Source organism: Stenotrophomonas sp. NPDC077461, from assembly GCF_049545475.1.
Lineage (GTDB): Bacteria > Pseudomonadota > Gammaproteobacteria > Xanthomonadales > Xanthomonadaceae > Stenotrophomonas > Stenotrophomonas nematodicola.
Window position 1 is genome coordinate 37,398 of the sequence record NZ_JBMWDO010000005.1, and the last position, 19,430, is coordinate 56,827.

Annotated in this window: 17 protein-coding genes; 6 read left to right on the top strand and 11 right to left on the bottom strand. The window is 69.8% G+C overall.

Features of this window, described 5'->3' with window-relative positions:
• The first annotated feature begins 104 nt into the window (after positions 1 to 104).
• Together ACPEH8_RS10445 and ACPEH8_RS10450 are read left to right on the top strand one after the other, a co-directional pair.
• Entirely contained in the window at positions 105 to 1,064 is a 960-nt protein-coding gene (locus ACPEH8_RS10445) for a pyridoxal-phosphate dependent enzyme (protein ID WP_423666698.1), read from the top strand.
• Complete coding sequence (locus ACPEH8_RS10450) at positions 1,049 to 1,669, top strand: YdcF family protein (RefSeq protein ID WP_017355745.1); 621 nt, start codon at positions 1,049 to 1,051, stop codon at positions 1,667 to 1,669. The genes ACPEH8_RS10445 and ACPEH8_RS10450 overlap by 16 nt, the downstream gene beginning before the upstream one ends.
• A 33-nt stretch (positions 1,670 to 1,702) precedes the next feature.
• Here ACPEH8_RS10450 and bioC read toward each other — a convergent pair whose 3' ends face one another.
• The 5 genes from bioC to bioB all read right to left on the bottom strand — a co-directional run bounded on the left by bioC (position 1,703) and on the right by bioB (position 6,575).
• Positions 1,703 to 2,587, bottom strand: a complete 885-nt coding sequence (bioC, locus tag ACPEH8_RS10455; RefSeq protein ID WP_166473551.1) for a malonyl-ACP O-methyltransferase BioC — start codon at positions 2,585 to 2,587, stop codon at positions 1,703 to 1,705.
• 36 nt (positions 2,588 to 2,623) lie between these two features.
• Positions 2,624 to 3,406: an SDR family oxidoreductase gene (locus tag ACPEH8_RS10460; protein ID WP_017355743.1), complete on the bottom strand. Its 783-nt coding sequence runs from the start codon at positions 3,404 to 3,406 to the stop codon at positions 2,624 to 2,626.
• A 58-nt stretch (positions 3,407 to 3,464) separates the two neighbouring features.
• On the bottom strand, positions 3,465 to 4,226 hold the full coding sequence (gene bioH, locus ACPEH8_RS10465) for a pimeloyl-ACP methyl ester esterase BioH (RefSeq protein WP_423666699.1): 762 nt from the start codon (positions 4,224 to 4,226) through the stop codon (positions 3,465 to 3,467).
• Between the two features lie 16 nt (positions 4,227 to 4,242).
• Positions 4,243 to 5,445, bottom strand: coding sequence for an 8-amino-7-oxononanoate synthase (bioF, locus tag ACPEH8_RS10470; protein ID WP_017355741.1), 1,203 nt, complete (start codon positions 5,443 to 5,445; stop codon positions 4,243 to 4,245).
• Positions 5,446 to 5,540: 95 nt separating this feature from the next.
• The gene (gene bioB, locus ACPEH8_RS10475; protein ID WP_166473550.1) at positions 5,541 to 6,575 is read right to left on the bottom strand and encodes a biotin synthase BioB; all 1,035 of its coding nucleotides are present in this window, start codon (positions 6,573 to 6,575) and stop codon (positions 5,541 to 5,543) included.
• A gap of 70 nt (positions 6,576 to 6,645) precedes the next feature.
• On the opposite strand from bioB, the gene ACPEH8_RS10480 reads away from it, so the two are divergent.
• The 3 genes from ACPEH8_RS10480 (at position 6,646) to ACPEH8_RS10490 (ending at position 8,499) form a co-directional block, all read left to right on the top strand.
• Entirely contained in the window at positions 6,646 to 7,347 is a 702-nt protein-coding gene (locus ACPEH8_RS10480; protein WP_136005999.1) for a ComF family protein, read from the top strand.
• Between the two features lie 62 nt (positions 7,348 to 7,409).
• Positions 7,410 to 7,958, top strand: coding sequence for an HdeD family acid-resistance protein (locus ACPEH8_RS10485; RefSeq protein ID WP_017355738.1), 549 nt, complete (start codon positions 7,410 to 7,412; stop codon positions 7,956 to 7,958).
• Between the two features lie 46 nt (positions 7,959 to 8,004).
• Positions 8,005 to 8,499 carry a SecDF P1 head subdomain-containing protein gene (locus tag ACPEH8_RS10490; protein ID WP_136005996.1) on the top strand — a complete coding sequence of 165 codons (495 nt, stop codon included), beginning with the start codon at positions 8,005 to 8,007 and terminating at the stop codon, positions 8,497 to 8,499.
• 23 nt (positions 8,500 to 8,522) lie between these two features.
• Here ACPEH8_RS10490 and ACPEH8_RS10495 read toward each other — a convergent pair whose 3' ends face one another.
• The 6 genes from ACPEH8_RS10495 to ACPEH8_RS10520 are packed head-to-tail and all read right to left on the bottom strand — an operon-like array spanning position 8,523 to position 15,704.
• The gene (locus tag ACPEH8_RS10495; RefSeq protein WP_017355736.1) at positions 8,523 to 10,322 is read right to left on the bottom strand and encodes an MFS transporter; all 1,800 of its coding nucleotides are present in this window, start codon (positions 10,320 to 10,322) and stop codon (positions 8,523 to 8,525) included.
• Between the two features lie 52 nt (positions 10,323 to 10,374).
• Positions 10,375 to 11,490 (bottom strand): N-acetylglucosamine-6-phosphate deacetylase, encoded by a 1,116-nt coding sequence (locus ACPEH8_RS10500; RefSeq protein WP_017355735.1) that lies wholly within the window; start codon positions 11,488 to 11,490, stop codon positions 10,375 to 10,377.
• Positions 11,487 to 12,263, bottom strand: a complete 777-nt coding sequence (locus ACPEH8_RS10505) for a DeoR family transcriptional regulator (RefSeq protein ID WP_423666701.1) — start codon at positions 12,261 to 12,263, stop codon at positions 11,487 to 11,489. The genes ACPEH8_RS10500 and ACPEH8_RS10505 overlap by 4 nt, the downstream gene beginning before the upstream one ends.
• A gap of 34 nt (positions 12,264 to 12,297) precedes the next feature.
• Entirely contained in the window at positions 12,298 to 13,593 is a 1,296-nt protein-coding gene (locus ACPEH8_RS10510; protein WP_423666703.1) for a D-tagatose-bisphosphate aldolase, class II, non-catalytic subunit, read from the bottom strand.
• A 20-nt stretch (positions 13,594 to 13,613) separates the two neighbouring features.
• On the bottom strand, positions 13,614 to 14,540 hold the full coding sequence (locus ACPEH8_RS10515) for an ROK family protein (protein WP_262072137.1): 927 nt from the start codon (positions 14,538 to 14,540) through the stop codon (positions 13,614 to 13,616).
• 6 nt (positions 14,541 to 14,546) lie between these two features.
• Positions 14,547 to 15,704, bottom strand: a complete 1,158-nt coding sequence (locus tag ACPEH8_RS10520; protein WP_136005981.1) for an SIS domain-containing protein — start codon at positions 15,702 to 15,704, stop codon at positions 14,547 to 14,549.
• 322 nt (positions 15,705 to 16,026) lie between these two features.
• Between ACPEH8_RS10520 and ACPEH8_RS10525 the strand changes: the two genes are divergently transcribed.
• Positions 16,027 to 19,389, top strand: coding sequence for a TIM-barrel domain-containing protein (locus ACPEH8_RS10525; protein WP_423666705.1), 3,363 nt, complete (start codon positions 16,027 to 16,029; stop codon positions 19,387 to 19,389).
• Positions 19,390 to 19,430: the final 41 nt, after the last annotated feature.

A 19,430-nucleotide genomic window follows, 5' to 3' on the forward strand; every position in this document is an offset into this window, starting at 1 on the left:
GCATTGAATCGGCCCTTAATCCCGCCCGATCCGGATGAATGGCCGCCATGTTGGCATGTACGGGGGAGGCGATGCCAACCGGGGCCATACGTTAATCTTGCGTCATGAGCGATTCACCCTTGCCCTGTGCCGACGACGTGCTGGCCGCCGCCGCGCGCATTGCCCCACATGCCCGTGTGACCCCGGTGCTGCGGTCGCGCACGCTGGATGCGATGAGCGGTGCCGAGCTGGCGTTCAAGGGCGAGCACCTGCAGCGCGGGGGGGCCTTCAAGTTCCGTGGCGCCTGCAATGCGGTCTGGGCGATGGACGACGCACAGGCGGCGCGTGGCGTGGTCACCCATTCATCGGGCAACCACGGCGCCGCGCTGGCGCTGGCGGCCCGTACGCGCGGGATCGCCTGCCATGTGGTGGTGCCCGAGGGTGCGGTGGCCGCCAAGCTGGCCAACATCGTCCGCCACGGGGCCACCCTGTGGCGCTGCGAGGCCTCCATCGCCGCCCGTGAAGCAATGTGCGCGCAGGTGCAGGCCGAGACGGGCGGCACGCTGGTGCATCCCTATACCCACAGCCACGTGATCGCCGGGCAGGGCACTGCCGCGCTGGAACTGCTGCACGGCCACGGTCCGTTCGACACCCTGGTGGTGCCGGTGGGCGGCGGTGGCCTGGCGGCGGGCACCGTGCTGGCCATGCAGGCGCTGGCGCCCACCGCGCGGCTGGTGCTGGCCGAACCCGAGGGGGCGGCCGACACCGCGCGTTCGCTGGCCGCCGGCGAACGCCGCGTGGACATCACCCCGGACACCGTCTGCGACGGCCTGCGCGGCACCCTGGGCCAGCCCAACTTCGCGCTGCTGCAGCCTGCGGCGTCGGTGCTCACGGTGCGTGACGCCGACACCGTGGCGGCGATGCGGCTGATCTGGCAGGTGCTCAAGCAGGTGGTGGAGCCGTCGTCGGCGATCGCCCTGGCGGCCATTCTGGGCGCACCGGAACGCTTTGCCGGGCAACGGGTGGGCGTGGTGCTGTCCGGCGGCAATGTGGATCTTGACGCCCTGCCGTGGAGCGCGGCATGAGCCGCCGTGGCCGGGTGGGCCGGGTGGGCATCCTGGGCTGGCTGTGGCGCCTGTGCATCCTGCTGGTGGCCTGGCTGCTTGGGGTGACGGCCTGGATCGTCTGGATCGGTGAGCGTGACCAGGCCGCGCAGGCCGACGCCATCATCGTGCTGGGTGCGGCGGCGTACGACGCCAAGCCGTCACCGGTGTTTGAAGAGCGCATCCGCCACGGCCTGGACCTGTACCAGAAGGGGTACGCGCCACTGCTGATCTTCACCGGCGGCTACGGCGGCAGCGGCGCGCGCTTCTCCGAGTCGCAGGTGGCACGCCGCTATGCGCTCAAGCAGGGGGTGCCGGACGAGGTGATCCTGATCGAAACCGCCTCGCGGACCACCCGCCAGAACCTGATCGAGGCCCGCCGCCTGATGCAGCAACGCAAGCTGCACCGGGTCATCATCGTCAGCGATCCGCTGCACATGGCGCGCGCGCTGCGGCTGTGCAAGGAACTGGGCATTGATGCGCTGGCGTCCTCCACGCCGAGCACCCGTTTCCGCAGCTTCCACACCAGCTGGCGCTTCCTGGCGCAGGAAATCTATTTCTTCCACCGCGACCTGTTCCCGTCGTAACGCGCACCCGCGCCGGTGGGGCCGAGCCTGCGGTCAGGTGGGCCTGCGGCGGATCGGGATCGCCGACACCGGCACGCTGGCGATGTCGTGCCCGCGCTCGCGGATCGGCGCGCCCGGGTCGGGTGCCCAGGCATGGGCGTAGATCACTTCCCAGCTGCTGGGGAGCTTGCCATCCTCGCGCCGCAGCGGCTCATAGGCGGCGCGGGCGGCATCGAAGCGGCCCCGCCCGGTCAAGGTGTGGCGGCGGTCGTGGCGTGCGTTGGTGGCGCCGATCGCCTGCAGTTCGCGCATCAGCGCGGGCAGGTCGTCATAGGTCAGGGTGAACAGATCGCGGTCCAGCACCGGATCGCGGAAACCGGCCATCATCAGCGCATCGCCGAACTGGGCAATGGGCGCGAACCGGCTGACATGCGGCACCGCATCGGCCTGCGCGAACGCGTCGCGCAGCTCGATCAGGGTCTCCGGGCCGAATGTGGAGCACACCAGCAGTCCACCAGGCTTGAGTACGCGGCGGAACCCGGCGAATACCGCCGGTAGATCGTCCACCCACTGCAGGCACAGGTTGCTGTAGATCAGGTCCACGCTCTGGTCCTGCAGCGGCAGCGCCTGCGCATCGGCGCAGACGCGTGCGAACGGCTTCCACCAACCCGCCTGCTTCTTCGCTTCGCGCAGCATCGGCTCGGCCAGATCCAGTGCAATCACCTGCGCCTTGGGCCAGCGCTTCTTCATCGTCGCGCTGGCATGGCCGGTCCCGCTGCCGATGTCCAGCACCACCTGAGGCTGGCGCTCGCCCAGGTAATCCAGCGATTCCAGCAGGCGCTTGGCCACCTCGCGCTGCAACGCTGCGGCGGCGTCGTAGCGGCTGGCGGCACGCGAGAACGCGCGACGGACGTGGTGGGGATCGAAACTGGACGTCATGGAAGGCTCACTGCATAAACGGGGGTGGGACGGAAGTCAGAAGGTGCCGGGGTAGGCACCGCCATCGATGAGCAGGTTCTGCCCGGTGATGTAGCCGGCATGCGCGCTGCACAGGAAGGCGCAGGTGGCGCCGAACTCGTCGGCGCTGCCGAAGCGTCCGGCGGGAATATGGGTACGCTTGCGCTCGGCCAGCTGGCCGGCATCGATGCCCTGCTGCTGTGCCAGGTAGGCGAAGTTGCCGCGCAGGCGATCGGTGTCGAACTGGCCTGGCAGCAGGTTGTTGATCGTGACGCCGTGGGCGACGGTGCGGCGCGCGATGCCGGCCACGACACCGGTCAGCCCCGAGCGGGCACCGTTGGACAGGCCCAGCACGTCGATGGGCGCCTTCACCGAGGAGGAGGTGATGTTGACGATGCGCCCGAAGCCGCGCTCGATCATGCCATCCACGGTCAGGCGGATCAGGTCGATGGGCGCCAGCATGTTGGCGTCCAGCGCGGCCAGCCAGTCCTCGCGGGCGAACTGGCGGAAATCGCCGGCGGGCGGTCCGCCGGCGTTGTTGACCAGGATGTCCACCTGCGGGCAGGCCGCCAACGCGGCCTGGCGACCTTCGGGTGTGGTGATGTCGGCGACCACGGCCACCACCTGGCGTGCGCCGGGCAGGGCCAGCAGTTCCAGACGCGCCCGTTCCAGCGCAGCCTCACCGCGCGCGGCGATCACCACGTTGACGCCTTCGCGCACCAGGGCCCGCGCGCAGCCCAGCCCGAGGCCTTTGCTCGCGGCGCAGACCAGGGCCCAGCGGCCGGCTATTCCAAGATCCATCGTCAGTCTCGCGGGAAAGGGCGGAAAGGCATTTTCGGCGATGCGTGGCGGTGATGGCTCAGCCCAGGCCGGAAACAAAGTGTTGCAGGTGGCGGGCAACCTCGTCGGCATGGCCCAGGAACGGGGCATGGCCGCCGTGGGCGATGGTGTGCATCTCTGCCGCCGGCGTCAGCGCGGCCGCTGCCTGCATCGTGCGCGCCGCCACCAGCCGGTCGCGTTGCCCGGCCAGCCACAGGCTGGGCGGGCGCAGGGTCGGCAGGGCGCCGCGCAGGTCACTGGCTTCCAGCAGCCGCAGGCCGTCGTTCAGCGCGTGCGGCGCGGGTTCGCCACGTGCCACCAGCATCTCGCGCAGCGTGCGCAGTTCCTGCCGGGCATGCTCGGAGCCCATTGCATCCAGGGCCAGGAAGCGTTCCAGGGTGCCACGATAGTCGCGGGCCAGGTCCTGGCCGAACTGTTCGAACACGCTCGCCTCGACGGCGTCGGGCCAGTCCACCGCGCGCACGAAGCACGGCGTCGCGGCGATCATCACCAGCGCGCGCACCTGCGGCAGCGTGGCCGCCGCATGCAGCGCGAACAGACCGCCGAGCGACCATCCGCACCACACTGCCGGCGGCGTGGCGGCAGCGATCGCGTTGACCACGTAGGGCAGCCGCAGGGGCGTGGCGTCGTCGCGGCTGGCGCCGTGGCCGGGAAGGTCGACCAGATGCAGCTGGAAGCGGTCGGCGAGCCGCTCGACCAGCGGCGCGAACACGCCACCATGAAGGGCCCAGCCGTGGATCAGCACCAGTGCCGGTCCCTGTCCCACCACCTCGATCTGCATGCTTACCGCCTCTGCCTCATGCCGACAGGGCCTGCTGGTGCAGAACGCTGTCGCGTGCATGGGCGATGGCGTCGATCAGCGCGCGCACCTGGGCCGGGGTGTGCAGTGCCGACAACGTCACGCGCAGCCGCGCCTTGCCTTCGGGCACCGTCGGCGGGCGGATCGCGGTGACCAGAAAACCGGAGGTCTCCAAGGCGGCCGACATCGCCATCACGGTGGCCTCGGCACCGCACAGCAACGGCTGGATCGGCGTATCGGAGGCCATCAGGTCCAGCCCGTGCTGGCGCGCGCCGGCGCGGAACACGCCCACCAGTTCGGCCAGCTTCTCGCGGCGCCAGTCGTCACGACGGGCCAGCTTCACCGCGGCCAGCGTGGCGGCCGCCTGCGCCGGCGGGACGGCCGTGGTGTAGATGTAAGGACGCGCGGTTTCGGCCAGGTGCTGGATCATCGCCTCGTCGCCGAGCACCACCGCACCGCTGCCGCCCAGCGCCTTGCCGAACGTGGCCAGCTGCAGCGGCACATCGTCCACGCCCAACCCGGCCTCGGCCACGCAGCCGCGGCCGTGTTGACCGATCACGCCCACGCCGTGCGCATCGTCCACGTACAGCATTGCGCCCTGCATCCGTGCCACCAGCGAGAGGGAGCGCAGCGGGGCAAGGTCGCCATCCATGCTGAACACGCCATCGGTGGCCAGCATCGCCGCGCCTTCCGGCGCATGTTTGAGCTGGCGCATCGCGCCTTCGGCATCCAGGTGCGGGTAGCGGCGCAGGCGGCAGCCGGCCAGGCGCGTCGCATCGAGCAGGCTGGCATGGTTCAACCGGTCCTGCACGCAGACATCGTCTTCTTCGCTGAGCAGCGCCTGCTGCACGGCCAGGTTGGCGGCGAAACCGCTGCCAAACAGCAGCGCGCGCGGGTAGCCCAGCCACTCGGCCATCTCGCGTTCGAGCGCGTCATGCAGTGCGTGGTGGCCACAGACCAGGTGCGAGGCGGTGGCGCCGGCACCCTCGCGCGCAGCGGCGTCCTGCAGCGCGCTGACCACGCCGAACTGCTGGGACAGGCCCAGGTAGTCGTTGCTGCAGAAGCCGGTGAGCCACTGGCCATCGATCTCCAGCCGCACGCCGTCGCGCCGGGTCACCGTGCGACGCACGCGGATGCGTCCCTGGGCGTCGCGGAGCTTGCGCTGGGCCTGGATGCGGTCGTGCAGGTCGGGACGGGCCATGAGCGTGGTGGGCATGGGCGGCTGGGAAGATCCGTAGCGTACCCGGTTGCCGGGCCTGGCGCTGCCTGGCCCGGCCGGGCGGCCGATCGGCCGGCTCAGGCGGCCCGCCCGCAGCCGCCGGACGTGGTGATCCCGGCGTGGACCGTGCCCGGGCGATCGTGGTCGGCGGCGTCCACCCGGACCGGCATCGGGCGCAGGCCCAGCCGCTCGAACAGGGCCAGGTCGCGCTCAGTATCGGGATTGCCGGTGGTCAGCAGTTTCTCGCCGTAGAAGATCGAGTTGGCTCCGGCCAGGAAACACAGCGCCTGCAGCTCATCGCTCATCGCCTCGCGCCCGGCCGACAGCCGCACCATCGCGCGCGGCATGGCGATGCGGGCCACGGCAATCATCCGCACGAACTCGAACGGGTCCAGTTCGGCGGTGCCATGCAGCGGCGTGCCGGCCACCTGCACCAGCCGGTTGATCGGCACCGAGTCCGGGTGCGCCGGCAGGTTGGCCAGCGCCAGCAGCAGGCCGGCGCGGTGCTCGCGGGATTCGCCCATGCCGACAATGCCGCCGCAGCAGGTCTTCAGCCCGGCCTCGCGCACGTGCTCCAGCGTGTCCAGGCGGTCCTGGTACTGGCGCGTGTGGATGATCGAATCATAGAAGTCCGGCGCGGTGTCCAGATTGTGGTTGTAATAGTCCAGCCCGGCGTCGCGCAGGGCGGCCGCCTGGTCGCCGCTGAGCATGCCCAGGGTGGCGCAGGTCTCCAGGCCCAGCGCCTTCACCTCGCGGATCATCGCCGCCACCTTGGGAATGTCGCGCGCCTTGGGCGAGCGCCACGCGGCGCCCATGCAGAAGCGCGAGGCGCCGGCGGCTTTGGCCTGCCGGGCCCTGGCAACCACGTCCTCGGTGGCCATCAGCTTCTGCGCATCCACCCCCGTGCTGTAACGCTGCGCCTGCGGGCAGTAGGCGCAGTCTTCCGGGCAGCCGCCGGTCTTGACCGAGAGCAGCGTGGAGACCTGGACTTCAGCCGGATCAAAGTGCGCGCGGTGCACGCTGGCGGCCTGGTGCAGCAACGCGGGCAGCGGCAGGGCGAACAGGGCCAGCAGTTCGTCGCGGTGCCAGTCGTGGCGGATGACGGAAGGCATGGGCAAGTCCTGACAGATAGTGGAACGAAAGGGCGGCAGTCTGGTGAGCGGACCGGCAACTGTCAACTACATGGACATTAGAAAAGTTTACGGAGCATGGGCGTGGCTGGGCCATCAGCTCCTGCCCCTGCGCTGCCTGCTGTGCGAGGCGCCCGGTGCGGATGGGCTGGATCTTTGCGCGGCCTGCCATGCCGGCCTGCCCTGGAACGATGCTGCCTGCCCGCTGTGCGCGCTGCCCTTGCCGGACGGCGAATGCACCGCGCGCTGCGGCGCCTGCCTGCGCACGCCCCCGCGCCAGCATGGCGCTGCCGCTACGTTTTTGTACGCCGCCCCGGTGGATGGACTGCTGCGCCGTTTCAAGTTCCACCATGACCTGGCGGCCGGCAGGCTGCTGTCGCAGCTGATGCTGCAGCGCGTACCGGCGTTCGTGGACGGCCCGCTGGCGCCGGTGCCGCTGCATCGGCAGCGGTTGCGCGCACGCGGCTACGACCAGGCGCTGGAACTGGCGCGACCGCTGGCGCGCGCGTTGGATCTGCCGCTGTGGCAGGGCGTGCAGCGCACCCGCCTGACCGCCCCGCAATCGGACCTGGAGGCCGATGCCCGCCGCCGCAATCTGCGGAACGCCTTCGGCGTGACCGGGCCCGCGCCGGCACGGTTGACCCTCGTTGACGACGTAATGACCACCGGCGCCACGCTGGATGCGGCCGCCAGCGCGCTGCAGGGCGCCGGCGGCACGCAGCTGCGGGTCTGGGTATGCGCACGCGTGCCGTGAGCAGGGCTTTCATGACCCGGCGCTAAGATGCCCATTCACCCTTCACACGGAGTGCGCTGCCGATGACTACCCCTCTTTCGCCGGTGCTGTCGCTGGTGGGCCGCAGCTGGTGGATCGTGCTGCTGTACGGCGTGGTGGCCGTGGTGTTCGGACTGATCGCGATCCTGCAGCCCCTGTCGGCCGCGACCGCGCTGGCATGGGCGATAGGCGTGATGGCGCTGGTGGAGGGCCTGATCAGCCTGTTCGCGGTGTTCGGCAACAGCGGCGTGCCGCGTGGCTGGCTGCTGCTCTATGCGGTGGTATCGCTCGGCTTCGGCGTGCTGGCGGTGCTCAATCCGCTGGCCACCGCCAGTGTGCTGATCCTGCTGCTGGCGGTCTGGCTGATCGTGGCCGGGCTGTACCGCATCGTGTTCGCCATCCGCGTGCGCAGGCACATCCGGGGCGAGTGGCTGCTGATCCTCAGCGGGCTGCTGGCCATCGTGCTGGGCGCGCTCATGGTGGCCAATCCCATCGCGGGCGTGGCTGTCACCACGCTGTGGATCGGCATCGGCAGCCTGATCTACGGCGTGCTGCAGATCGTGGTGGCCTTCCGCTTGCGACGGCTGCGCTGAGCCTGCATCCGGGTCACAATGCGCCAACAACCTCGAGGGAATGGCGATGCGCAAGGGATGGCGTTGGGGGCTGTTGTTGGGCGCGCTGGTGATGTCGGGGTGCAGCCAAGCGCCGTCGTCCGACGGGACGTTCACCCGGCCGGGCGCCCCGCCACGCAGCGGGGTGCGCATTGAAATGCGCGAGGCCGATACCGTGGCGCAGGCGGGCAGCGTGCCCGCGCGGACGCTGGATGGCACCCCCATCCATCTGGTTGGACCGCCGGTCATCACCGCGTCGGCCATTGCCAGTGTGCGCCAGGAGGTCGGACCCAATGGCCTGGCCACGCTTTACTACACTTTCACCGACGCGGCCGAACCGCGCATCCAGCGCGCGTCCGAGCGCCTGGTCGGACGCGTGATGGCGGTGAGCGTGGACGGTGACATCGTCAGCGTGGCGCATGTGAGCGCGCCGTTCGGCAAGTACATGCAGACCACCGGCCTGGCGCCGGACGATGCCGCACGCCTGGTGGAACGCATGACCGGCACGCCGGCCACACCCTGACCGGGTGTGGCGACGTGCTGCGATCAGCGGAAGTTGGCCTCGATCTGTTCCAGCGACTTGCCCTTGGTTTCCGGTAGCCAGAAGGCGGCGATCAGGAAGTACAGCAGGGTGCAGCCGGCCCAGAAGAAGAACATGCTGGCATAGCCGTGGTGGCCGACGGTGGGCAGGAAGATGGCCGCGATCACCGTGGACACGAACTGGTTGATCAACAGCGCGATGCTCATGCCGTTGGAGCGGATGCGGGTCGGCATCAGCTCGGACAGAGCCAGCCACACACACACGCCGGGGCCCACCGCGAAGAACGCCACGAACAGCAGGATGCAGCTGGCGACCAGCCAGCCGTGGGTGGGCGAGGGCACCGGGCCGATCATGGCGCGTTCGATCACCAGCGGTGCCTGCGCGGCCTGGGCGGGGTCCGGGAACGGATTGAGGTGCAGCCGGCGGAAGAACGCGCCGATCACACTGTCGTCCGACACCGCGTCGTTGCGACGGATCTCCAGCGTCGCATCGATCGGGTTGTCGCTGCGCAGCGCGCGCACGTTGCTGAAGCCGCCGTAGGCGTAGGACACGGTGAGCTGCTGCGGGCCAGCAGCAGCGCCGCCCTCCAGGCGCTGCCACTGTGCGGCATCCAGCGGCAGCGACAAGGTACTGCCTGCCACCTGCTGCTGCAGCAGCGGCTGCACATCCAGGCGGCCGCGTTCGCTCTGCACGAACAGCAGTGCGGCGGCCAGCAGCGCCACGGTGATGCCGCCGCTGCCCAGCATCAGCAGGAACTTGCGGCCCTTGCGGTCCACCAGCACGAGGGCGACCACGGTCATCACCGCGTTGAGCAGTTTGATCGCCACGTCGGCCCAGTTGGCCACCGCGCCGGGCAGGCCGGCCTGGTTGAGGATGTTCACCGCGTAGGCCAGCACCGAGTTGATGCCGGTGGCCTGGGTGAAGGCCAGCACCAGGCAGGCCAGCACGAACGGCCACACGTAACGGCGGCTCAGCAGCGGGTCGCGCGCGCCGGTGCCACGGCTGCGCACGGCCTCCGGGGCCTGCATGCGCTGCAGGGTCGGTTCGACCTCGGCGGCGGCAACGGTACGCTGCAGCGCGCGCCGCGCCGCGTCGACACGCCCGCGGCGCACCAGCCAGCGCGGCGATTCGCTGATCAGCAGCACGCCGGCGGTGAACACCAGCCCGGGCAGCAGGCAGCTCCAGAAAATGGTGCGCCAGGCATGGTCCTTGACATCGAACAGCAGCCGCTGCTGTTCCTCGCCTGGCAGGTGGCGCACGGCCGCGGCCGCTGCGTCCACCGAATGCGCGTGGTACAGGCCGATCACCGCCGCCAGCACCAGGCCGACGGTCAGCAGCAGCTGGAACATCGCCGCGCCGCGCCCGCGTCGCTCCGGGCTGAGCACCTCGGCCAGGTACAGCGGCACCACCACGCCGATCAGGCCGCCGCTGATGCCCTGCAGCAGGCGGCCCATCAGCAGCGCTGCATACCCGTCCGACAGCGCCATCACCGGAATGCTGGCGGTGAACAGCAGGCCGGCCAGGAACATCGCCCCGCGCCGCCCGATCAGGTCGGCGACCATGCCGGCGAACAGCGAGGACAGCACGCTGCCCAGCAGCACGGCGGCCACCACGAAGCCCAGCTGCTGGGTGGTCAGGTGCCAGCTCGCGGTTGCGGTGGCTTCCAGATACGGCAGGGCGCCGGCGATGATGCCGATGTCGATGCCGTAGAGCAGGCCGCCCATGCCGCCGATGAACAACAGATAGCGTATCGGCCAGCGCGGGGCGTCGGCGTACACGGGCTGGGCTGCGGAAACGTCGTTCATCGGGCCGGTCCTGTCCTGCGTTGCATGCGCCGCGACGGCGCGGGGTCGGCGCTCAGTCGAGCGCGATGTCTTGGCCTTCCACCGTCACGGCGCGCACGCGCAGGTCGCGGTCGAGGATCACCAGGTCGGCCCAGGCGCCGACGGCGATGCGGCCACGATCGGTGAGGCCGAGATAGTCGGCCGGGTAGCGCGATACCCGGTTGGAGGCGTCGGCAAGGTCCAGCCCCAGTGACACCAGATTGCGCAGCGCCTGGTCCATCGTCAGCGCACTGCCGGCCAGCGAACCGGTCGACAGTCGCACGCAGCCCAGGCACTTGTGCACGCGCTGCACGCCCAGCGCGTACTCGCCGTCGGGCATGCCGGTGGCCGCCGTGGCGTCGGTCACGCAATACAGGCGCGGAATCGCGCGCAGCGCGGTACGGATCGCGCCGGGATGCACGTGCTGCAGGTCGGGGATCAGCTCGGCGTACTGCGCATGCGCCAGGGCGGCGGTGGCGATGCCGGGCTGATAGTGGTCCACGCCGGTCATGCCGTTGAACAGATGGGTGAAGCCGGCCGCGCCCGCCTCCAGTGCGGCCACGCCATCGGCATAGCTGCCGGCACTGTGGCCGAGCTGCACGCGGATGCCGAGCGCGTTCAGCGCAGGAATCAGCGCGAGATGCTGGCCGATCTCCGGGGCGAGGGTGAGCACGTGGATGGGGGCAATCGCATGCAGGCGGCGCACGTCCTGCAGCGTGGCTTCGACCACCAGGGGCGGTTGCGCGCCGAGCCGCTCGGCACTGATGAAGGGGCCCTCCAGATGCACGCCCAGGACCCGTGCCATGCCCGGTGCCCGCGTGCCGATCGCACCGGCCAGGCCCTGCAGCGCCTGCACGATGTCGTCCTCGTGCGCGGTCATGGTGGTGCCCAGCATCGCCGTGGTGCCGTGGCGGGCATGCGCCCGCGCGACGGTGCAGGCGCTGTCGCCGCCCTGCATGATGTCCACACCGGCGCCGCCATGCACGTGCAGGTCGATGAAGCCGGGCAGGATCAGCGGAACCTCGTCGTCATCGCGCGGATCGCGGTGCGCGGTGTCGATGGCGCGTACACGCTGGTCGATGTGGAGGTCGCCACGCACCCAACCGGTGTCGGTGAGCATGCGGCCGTGCAGGGTGCGGGGGTCGGTCAAGGGGGCGACTCGGCAATGATCACTTCGACGCCCAGCCGCTGCAGCCCGTCCAGGTACTCGCTGTCGATGCTGGCGTCGGTGATGATGGTGTGGACCTGGTCCAGCCGCGCGATGCGGTGCAGGCTGACGCGGCCGAACTTGGAGGCGTCGGTCAGCACCACGATGCGGCGCGCGCGCTCGACCATGCGGTGGTTGAGGCTGGCTTCGGCCTCGTGGTGGGTGGTCAGGCCGAACTGCAGGTCCAGGCCATCCACACCGAGGAACAGAGTGTCGAAACTGTAGGTGTTCAGACTGGCCTCGGCCTGGCTGCCCTGCAGCGACAGCGACTGCTTGCGCAGCAGTCCGCCGGTCAGCAGCAGCTCCACGCCCGGCGCATTGGCCAGCTCCCAGGCGATGTTCAGTCCGTTGGTCATCACCGTGACGTCGCGGTGCCCGCGCAGGTGGCGCGCCAGCGTCATGGTGGTCGAGCCGGAGTCGATGATGATGTTGTCGCCCGGTTTGACCAGCCGCGCGGCGTATACGCCGATGCTGTCCTTCAGCGGCAGGTTGAGCGCATCCTTCTCGTGGATGTCCTGCTCCTGCGGCGGCGTGCGCACCAGCGTGGCACCGCCATGCGTGCGCGTGGCCAACCCCTGCGATTCGATGTGGGTCAGGTCGGCACGGATGGTCACCGCCGACACGCCAAAGCGGCCCACCAGCTCGCTGACCTGCACGTTGCCGTGGTCGACCAGCAACTGCAGGATCTGTTGGCGGCGCTGGCGTGTGTTTCGCATGGGGGCGGTTCCGTCCGGAAAGGAAAGCCGAAGCTTACCGTTCCGAAAGCGCCTTGTTGCGATTGCAGGCCCGGGCGTACTCGGCCAGACGCAACGCAACCTTGTGCTGGATCAACGCCAGCGGCTCGGCGCGCAGGGCGCCGGCTTCGATCGCCTTCTGCTGTTCCGGCAGGAACTGGCTGAGCAGGGTCTGCGGCGGCACGTGTGCGGTCAGGTTGGTCACCAGCGTGTCCAGCGCGGCCTGGACCGCCGGTTCTCCCCAGTAGTAGCGGCTGCGGTCGCTCAGCGAATACGCGCGCAGCAGACGCAGTTCGTGTTCGTCGCCGTGGTAGTAGCTGCGCCAGCTGGCGGGCTTGTCGACCATGCAGCGGTCGAGCACCTCGATCAGGTTCGAACGCTGTGCGGGCGGCAGCAGTGCGTCCTCGATCATCGCCAGTGCGAACACGGCCTCGCGGAACGCATAGGTGGCAGCCGGGCCGACTTTGAGGATGGCGAAGTGGTCGCGCACCAGCGCGTGCAATCCCGCCTCGGTCTGGTAGTCGGTGGAGTGGGCTTCAAACACGATGCGCGGCTGCTGCTCGACGAAGGCCGACAGGTCCGCGGCGGCGGCCGGATCGTAGTAGTGCACGCTGCTGTGGTCGAAATCCACGCCTGGCTGCACCACCATCGCGATCACCCGCTCCCATGCCGGCAGCAGGTCCGGCGCGGCGAAGGCCTCGCGGTGGATCGCCAGCGTGGTGGCCGCCGCGGCCGGCGTGGTGACCTGCAGGCCGCCGGCCAGCGACGCTTCGCCGCCGGGGACCGGCACTTCGGTGCCGATCACGTAGACGGGTGGTGGCAGGCCGTGCTCGGCTGCGGTGCGCTCGGCGATGCGCGCCAGCTCGGCCGAGCGCGCCGCCACGATCGCGTCCGGCAGCGGCACCGGGTCATCGGCGCAGGACATGCTGCAGTCCAGATGGATCTTGTGGAAGCCGGCCGCCACGTACGCGGCAATCAGCGCGCGGGCATGGGCCATCGCGGTCTCGGCCGGGCCCTTCTGCCAGGCATTCGGGCCGAGGTGGTCGCCGCCGAGGATCAGGCGCGCGGCGGGGAAGCCTGCGCGGTCGGCCAGGGCAAGCACGTAATCGCGGTACTGCGGCGGGGTCATCCCGGTGTAGCCACCGAACTGGTCGACCTGGTTGGAGGTCGCTTCGATCAGCAGCAGGGTGTCGTGGCGCTGCGCGACCTGCATCGCGGCCAGCAGCACCTGTTCGTTGCTGCAGCAAACGCTGTACAGCCCGACGGGGTGGCCCTGGCGGTGGGCGGCGATCAGCGATTGGACGGCGGACATGGCAACTCCGGAGGCGGTATTCAGGGGGAAGGGTGGTGCTGGCGGGCGAGCAGGGCCGCGCCACGCGCGCCGCCGGCATCGCCGAAGGCCGGCGGCAGGATCGGGGGCACGCGCACCCCGGCGAACAGGTACGGGGCAATGGCGGCGGGCAGGTCCCGATAGAGCTGCTCCAGCTTCGACAGCCCGCCGCCCAGCACGATCACGTGCGGATCCAGTGCCAGGATCAGGCTGGCGAAGCTGTAACCAAGCAGGTCGCGGTGGATCGCCAGCGCCTTCTGCGCGACGGCATCGCCGGTCTGCGCAGACGCGACCACCGCGCTGGCGTCGAGGTCGTCCCCGCCACAGCGCGCATGGATCATCGCCAGGCCGCTGCCGGAGACGTACCGCTCCAGGCAGCCACGCAGGCCGCAGCCGCAGTCCAGCAGTGGCAGGTCATGGCGATGCTGCAGCGTGGCCGGGAGGCTCCAGTGGCCCCACTCGCCGGCAATGCCGTTGCTGCCGGCGACCAGATGCCCGTCCAGGCAGTAGCCACCGCCCGCGCCGGTGCCGAGGATCACCCCGAACATGCTGCGGTAGCCCGCGGCGGCGCCGTCATGTGCTTCGGACAGCGCGAAGCACTGCAGGTCGTTGCCGAGCACCAGCGGCCGCTGCAGGCGCGCCTGCAGGTCCACGCCAACGGTGCGTCCGGTCAGGCCCGGCACGTTGGCACTGAGCTGGCGGCCGCTGTCGCGGTCGCGCACGCCGGGCAGGCCGATGCCGACGGCCACGCCGGGCCGGCCGAGCGCCGCATCGGCGGCCGTGACCAGGTCGTCCACCGCCTGCAGGAACGCAGGGTAATCCTGGGTCGGCGTGGCCACGCGCTGGCGGTGCTGCACGGCCAGCGTGGCGTCGCACGCCACCAGTTCGATCTTGGTGCCCCCGATGTCGATGCCGTACCAGGTGTGCATGCGTGCTCAGCCGTGGGAGTGGATGGTCACGCCCTGCACGACCCGGTTCACGGTGCCGTCCGGGAACGGATTGTCCGGGGTCAGGCCGAGCGCGGCGGAACGTTGCAGCGCGTAACACTGCGGCACCAGCAGCCACAGGGGCGCCAGCCACGGATCGGGCAGGTCGGCGACGTCGAGCACGAAGTCGCCCTCGGCGCGGTCGTCGCCGTCCGGTCCGATCGAGATCACCCGGCCGGCAATGCCGTCGCGGCGCAGCTCGTTCAGCAGGTCCTGCTCGTAACGGCGCGACAACGGCTGTGCGCTGCGCAGCATCACCACCAGCGTGTCGGCGTTGAGGGTGGACTTGGGACCGTGGCGGAACCCCAGCGGTGTGTTGGCCAGGGCCAGCACGCGCCCGGCGGTGAGTTCGAGCACCTTCAGCGCGGCTTCGCGCGCGGTGGCTTCCAGCGGGCCGCTGCCGAGGTAGATCACACGGGTATACGGTGCCTGTGCCAGTGCTCCCACAGCGGCGTCCCACGCGTGCAGGGCCTGTCCGCCGTGCGCGGACAGCTGCCGCAGGCGCTGCAGCCGCTGCGGCCACGGCGCGCGATCGAACGCACTGAGGGCGGCCAGCAGCATGCAGGTCAGGCTGCTGGTCATGGCAAATGCACGGTCGCAACTGGCCGGCGGCATCAGCAGCGACAGGGTGTCGCTGCGGCCCTGGCCGCGCCGGGCCAGTTCGCCATCGGCGTTGCAGGTGATGTCCAGAAAGCGCGCCTCGTCCACCTGGCCGCGCACCAGGTCCACCACCGCTACGCTTTCCGGGCTGGAACCGCTGCGCCCGAACGACACCAGCAGTGTCGGGCGGTCGCGGCGCAGGTACAGCGCCGGATGGGTGAGCAGGCTGGTGGTATGGATCGCGCGGATCTCCGCCGGCCACTGCGCGTTGAGCTGGTCGGCCACCATCTCGGCGATGAAACCCGAGCTACCGGCGCCGGTGAAGATCACCCGCTGATCGGCATGGCCCAGGCGTTCGCCAAGGAAGGCATCGATGTCGGTCTGGCGGCGATCGAGCAGATCGGCCAGCGCGGCCCACAGGCCGGGCTGCTGGGCGATTTCTTCCGCCGTGTGGGCGCCGCCGAGGCGCTGCCAGGCGGGCAAGTCAGGGAGCAGAGAAGCGTCCATTCGCAATTCCTGTTGGGCGACCGCACCTTCTGCGCTTTCTTTCGAAATGTCAAATATCGAAAGAAAAAGAAAAGCAGGGTTCGTCACAATTTTCGATCGGAATCGGTTGAAACTTGGCGCAGATGGCGCACTGCATCAAGGTTTCAGGCGATACAAACCCAGTATTCAGGTGGTGTTTGGAAAGTGTTGCTTTGCATCATCTTTCGTTTATGAGAAAATATCCTTCATTTTTCTTTGCAATTTATTGACATCTTTCGAGGCCCTGCCCTAGAGTCGGCCGCAATGGTTTCGGATACCCGCCGAACGCGGGCTTGGGGGCAAGGTGGAAACCCGTATACGTCATGCCGGTCTGTCGGTGGCTGTGGTCGCTGCCTTGGCGCTGGCCACCGCGCCGGCCATCGCCGAGCCGCTGGGCAATCTGCGTACGATCGCCGCCGCCCCCGCCCGGGACGGCAGCCCCGGCTGGGAGATCCGCACCGATACCGGCGCGACGCTGCGCGTGGACCTGCTGCGCACGGATCTGCTGCGCGTGCAGGCCGGTCGCAACGGCACGCTGCGCCCGGCGGGCGACAAGGCCGCACCGATCGTGGTGCCGCAACCGGCTGCGAACGTCGCCTTCAAGCTGGAAGAAGATGGCAACGAAGTGCGCATCCGCACCGACGCCCTGGTGCTGCATATCCAGCGGCAGCCGCTGCGGCTGGCGCTGGATCGACGTGACGGCGATCGCGACGTGGCGCTATGGCGCGAGCTGCAGCCGCTGGACCTGGACACCGCACAGAGCGTGCAGGTGCTCTCCAGCGAAGCCGGCGAGCACTTCTACGGCGGCGGCCAGCAGAACGGGCGCTTCGAGTTCAAGGGGCGCGAGCTGGAGGTGTCCTACTCCGGGGGCTGGGAAGAGGGCGACCGGCCCAACCCGGCGCCGATGCTGCTCAGCGCGCGTGGCTGGGGCATGCTGCGCAACACTTGGAGCGATGGCACCTACGACCTGCGCCAGGCCGACCAGGCCACCCTGCTGCACCGCGAAGACCGCTTCGACGCGTACTACTTCGTCGGGCCTGACCTGCACACGCTGCTGGACCGCTACACCGCGCTGACCGGCCGCGCCGCGCTGCTGCCGCGCTGGGCGTTTTCGTATGGCGATGCCGACTGCTACAACGACGGCGACAACCGCAGGAAGCCCGGCAGCGTGCCCGACGGCTGGAGCGACGGCCCGACCGGCACCACGCCGGACGTGGTGGACAGCGTGGCCCGGCAGTACCGCGAGCACGACATGCCCGGCGGCTGGATCCTGCCCAATGATGGTTACGGCTGCGGCTACACGAAGCTGCCCGAAACCGTGCAGGGCCTGGCGAAGTACGGCTTCAGGACCGGCCTGTGGACCGAAAACGGTGTCGACAAGATCGCCTGGGAAGTGGGCACCGCCGGCAGCCGCGTGCAGAAGCTGGACGTGGCCTGGACCGGCAAGGGCTACCAGTTCGCAATGGACGCCAACCAGTCCGCGTTCAACGGCATCCTGCACAATTCCGACTCCCGCCCGTTCCTGTGGACGGTGATGGGCTGGGGCGGCATCCAGCGTTATGCCGTGGCCTGGACCGGCGACCAGAGCAGCAGCTGGGACTACATCCGCTGGCACATCCCGACCCTGATCGGCTCGGGCCTGTCCGGCATGGCCTACGCCAGCGGCGACGTCGATGCGATCTTCGGCGGCAGCGCCGAAACCTTCACCCGCGACCTGCAGTGGAAGAGCTTCACGCCGGTGCTGATGGGCATGTCCGGCTGGTCGGGCAACGCGCGCAAGCATCCGTGGTGGTTCGATGAGCCCTACCGCAGCGTCAACCGCGACTACCTCAAGCTGAAAATGCGCATGACCCCGTACATGTACGGGCTGGCGCACGATGCGGCGACCACCGGCGCCCCGCTGCTGCGCGCGCTGATGTGGGACTACCCCGAGGACCCGCAGGCCTACACCGAAGCGCACAAATACCAGTTCCTGCTCGGCCGTGAGCTGCTGATCGCGCCTGTCTACCGAAGCCAGGCGGCCAGTCGTGGCTGGCGCCGCGACATCCACCTGCCGCCGGGTCGCTGGATCGACTACTGGGATGGCCGCCAGCTGCTGGCCGGTGCGCAGGGCCGTTCGCTGGACCGCCCGGTCGATCTGGCCACCATCCCGGTGTTCGTGCGTGCCGGCGCGATCATTCCGATGTACCCGGAGATGCTCTACGACGGGCAGAAGCCCCTCGATGAAGTGACCTTCGATCTGTATCCACAGGGCACCTCGCAGTACACGCTGTACGAGGACGACGGTGCCACCCGTCGCTATGAAACGGGGGAGTCGAGCACGCAGGCGATCACGGTGCAGGCCCCGGCGCAGGGCAGCGGGCCGGTGCAGGTGCGCATCGATCCGGTGCAGGGCCGCTATGCCGGCCAGTTGCCGCAGCGCCGCTATGCGCTGCGCGTGCTCAGCCGTCAGCGACCGGCCGCGGTCACGCTGGACGGTCGTGCGCTGCCGAGGCTGGCAGACCTGGCCGCCTGGCAGGCAGCGGGCGAGGGCTGGTATTACGACGCGGCCGAACGCCGCGGCACCCTGCATGTGCGCACCGCGCCGGTCGACATCCGCCAGGCGCTTGCGCTGCAGCTGGATCTGCCCGCCACCGCCGCAGCCGCCGACGATGCCTTCCCGGCCGCCCCGGCACTGGGCCGCGCGCTGCCCTCCGACAGCCTGCTGGTGGTCAACCGTCCGGCCGAGGAACCCGGCTACGAGCTGGAGAAGGCGTTCGACGACGATCCGGCCACCTGGTTCCGCACGGTGCGCAATCAGGCGGTGAAGACCGGTGCGCACGAATGGGTGATCGGCTTCGGCGAACGCAAGCTGATCGACGGCATCGAACTGGCGCCGCGCAACGACCAACACTGGAAGCACGGCCAGGTGCGCGACTACGAGATCTACCTGGGTGACAGCAATGGTGAGTGGGGCGAGCCGATCAAGCGCGGCCGCCTGACCCTGCAGCAGGGCACGCAGCAGATCGACTTCCCTGCCCATGCCGGCCGCCTGCTGCGCTTCCGCGTGCTGGGCACGCAGAACCCGGACGGCGACGGCGCCAGCGGGGCCGACCCGATGGTCACCGCCGCGCAAGGCAGTGTGGCGCGCGCGGTCGATGCGCTGCAGCCCCGCGATGTCGGCCCGATCGTGCTGTCCACCTTCCGCGTGCTGGAACATCAGCAGACGGAGAAGCCCGCGCAGCAGCTGTACCTGTCCGCATTGCCGCTGCCGGCCGGACTGGCGTCGCAGGTCGCAAGCGACCACGCCTTCGGTGGCCAGGCCGACATGCGCATGAACGGCCTGCACTTCCGCCGCGGTCTGGGCGTGGGTGCGGCCAGCCGGATCGACCTGCAGCTCAAGGGCAACTGGCGCCTGCTGCGCGCCGACCTGGGCATCGACGACCAGTGCCGCGCCGCCGGCGGCATGCAGTTCCAGGTCTGGGGCGACGGTCGGCTGCTCTACGACAGCGGTCTGGTGAAAGCGCCTGGTGTGGTCAAACCGGAGCTGGACGTGCGCGGCCTGCAACGGCTGAGCCTGCGCACGCTCGGGGCGCAGGGCGACATGCCTGCGCAGGTCTGTGGCAACTGGGCCAACGCGGCCCTGATCGGACAGGAGGGCGATACCGCCAGCATCGTGTCGCCCTGACGCCGCACCCCGCGCGCGACCCACCCGTTTCTGAACTGCTC

Coding starts and splice junctions, on each gene's coding strand:
- ACPEH8_RS10445 (WP_423666698.1), top strand. CDS start 105: ATGAGCGATTCACCCTTGCCCTGTGCCGACGACGTGCTGGCCGCCGCC.
- bioC (WP_166473551.1), bottom strand. CDS start 2,587: ATGACGTCCAGTTTCGATCCCCACCACGTCCGTCGCGCGTTCTCGCGT.
- ACPEH8_RS10460 (WP_017355743.1), bottom strand. CDS start 3,406: ATGGATCTTGGAATAGCCGGCCGCTGGGCCCTGGTCTGCGCCGCGAGC.
- bioH (WP_423666699.1), bottom strand. CDS start 4,226: ATGCAGATCGAGGTGGTGGGACAGGGACCGGCACTGGTGCTGATCCAC.
- bioF (WP_017355741.1), bottom strand. CDS start 5,445: ATGGCCCGTCCCGACCTGCACGACCGCATCCAGGCCCAGCGCAAGCTC.
- bioB (WP_166473550.1), bottom strand. CDS start 6,575: ATGCCTTCCGTCATCCGCCACGACTGGCACCGCGACGAACTGCTGGCC.
- ACPEH8_RS10480 (WP_136005999.1), top strand. CDS start 6,646: ATGGACATTAGAAAAGTTTACGGAGCATGGGCGTGGCTGGGCCATCAG.
- ACPEH8_RS10485 (WP_017355738.1), top strand. CDS start 7,410: ATGACTACCCCTCTTTCGCCGGTGCTGTCGCTGGTGGGCCGCAGCTGG.
- ACPEH8_RS10490 (WP_136005996.1), top strand. CDS start 8,005: ATGCGCAAGGGATGGCGTTGGGGGCTGTTGTTGGGCGCGCTGGTGATG.
- ACPEH8_RS10495 (WP_017355736.1), bottom strand. CDS start 10,322: ATGAACGACGTTTCCGCAGCCCAGCCCGTGTACGCCGACGCCCCGCGC.
- ACPEH8_RS10505 (WP_423666701.1), bottom strand. CDS start 12,263: ATGCGAAACACACGCCAGCGCCGCCAACAGATCCTGCAGTTGCTGGTC.
- ACPEH8_RS10510 (WP_423666703.1), bottom strand. CDS start 13,593: ATGTCCGCCGTCCAATCGCTGATCGCCGCCCACCGCCAGGGCCACCCC.
- ACPEH8_RS10515 (WP_262072137.1), bottom strand. CDS start 14,540: ATGCACACCTGGTACGGCATCGACATCGGGGGCACCAAGATCGAACTG.
- ACPEH8_RS10520 (WP_136005981.1), bottom strand. CDS start 15,704: ATGGACGCTTCTCTGCTCCCTGACTTGCCCGCCTGGCAGCGCCTCGGC.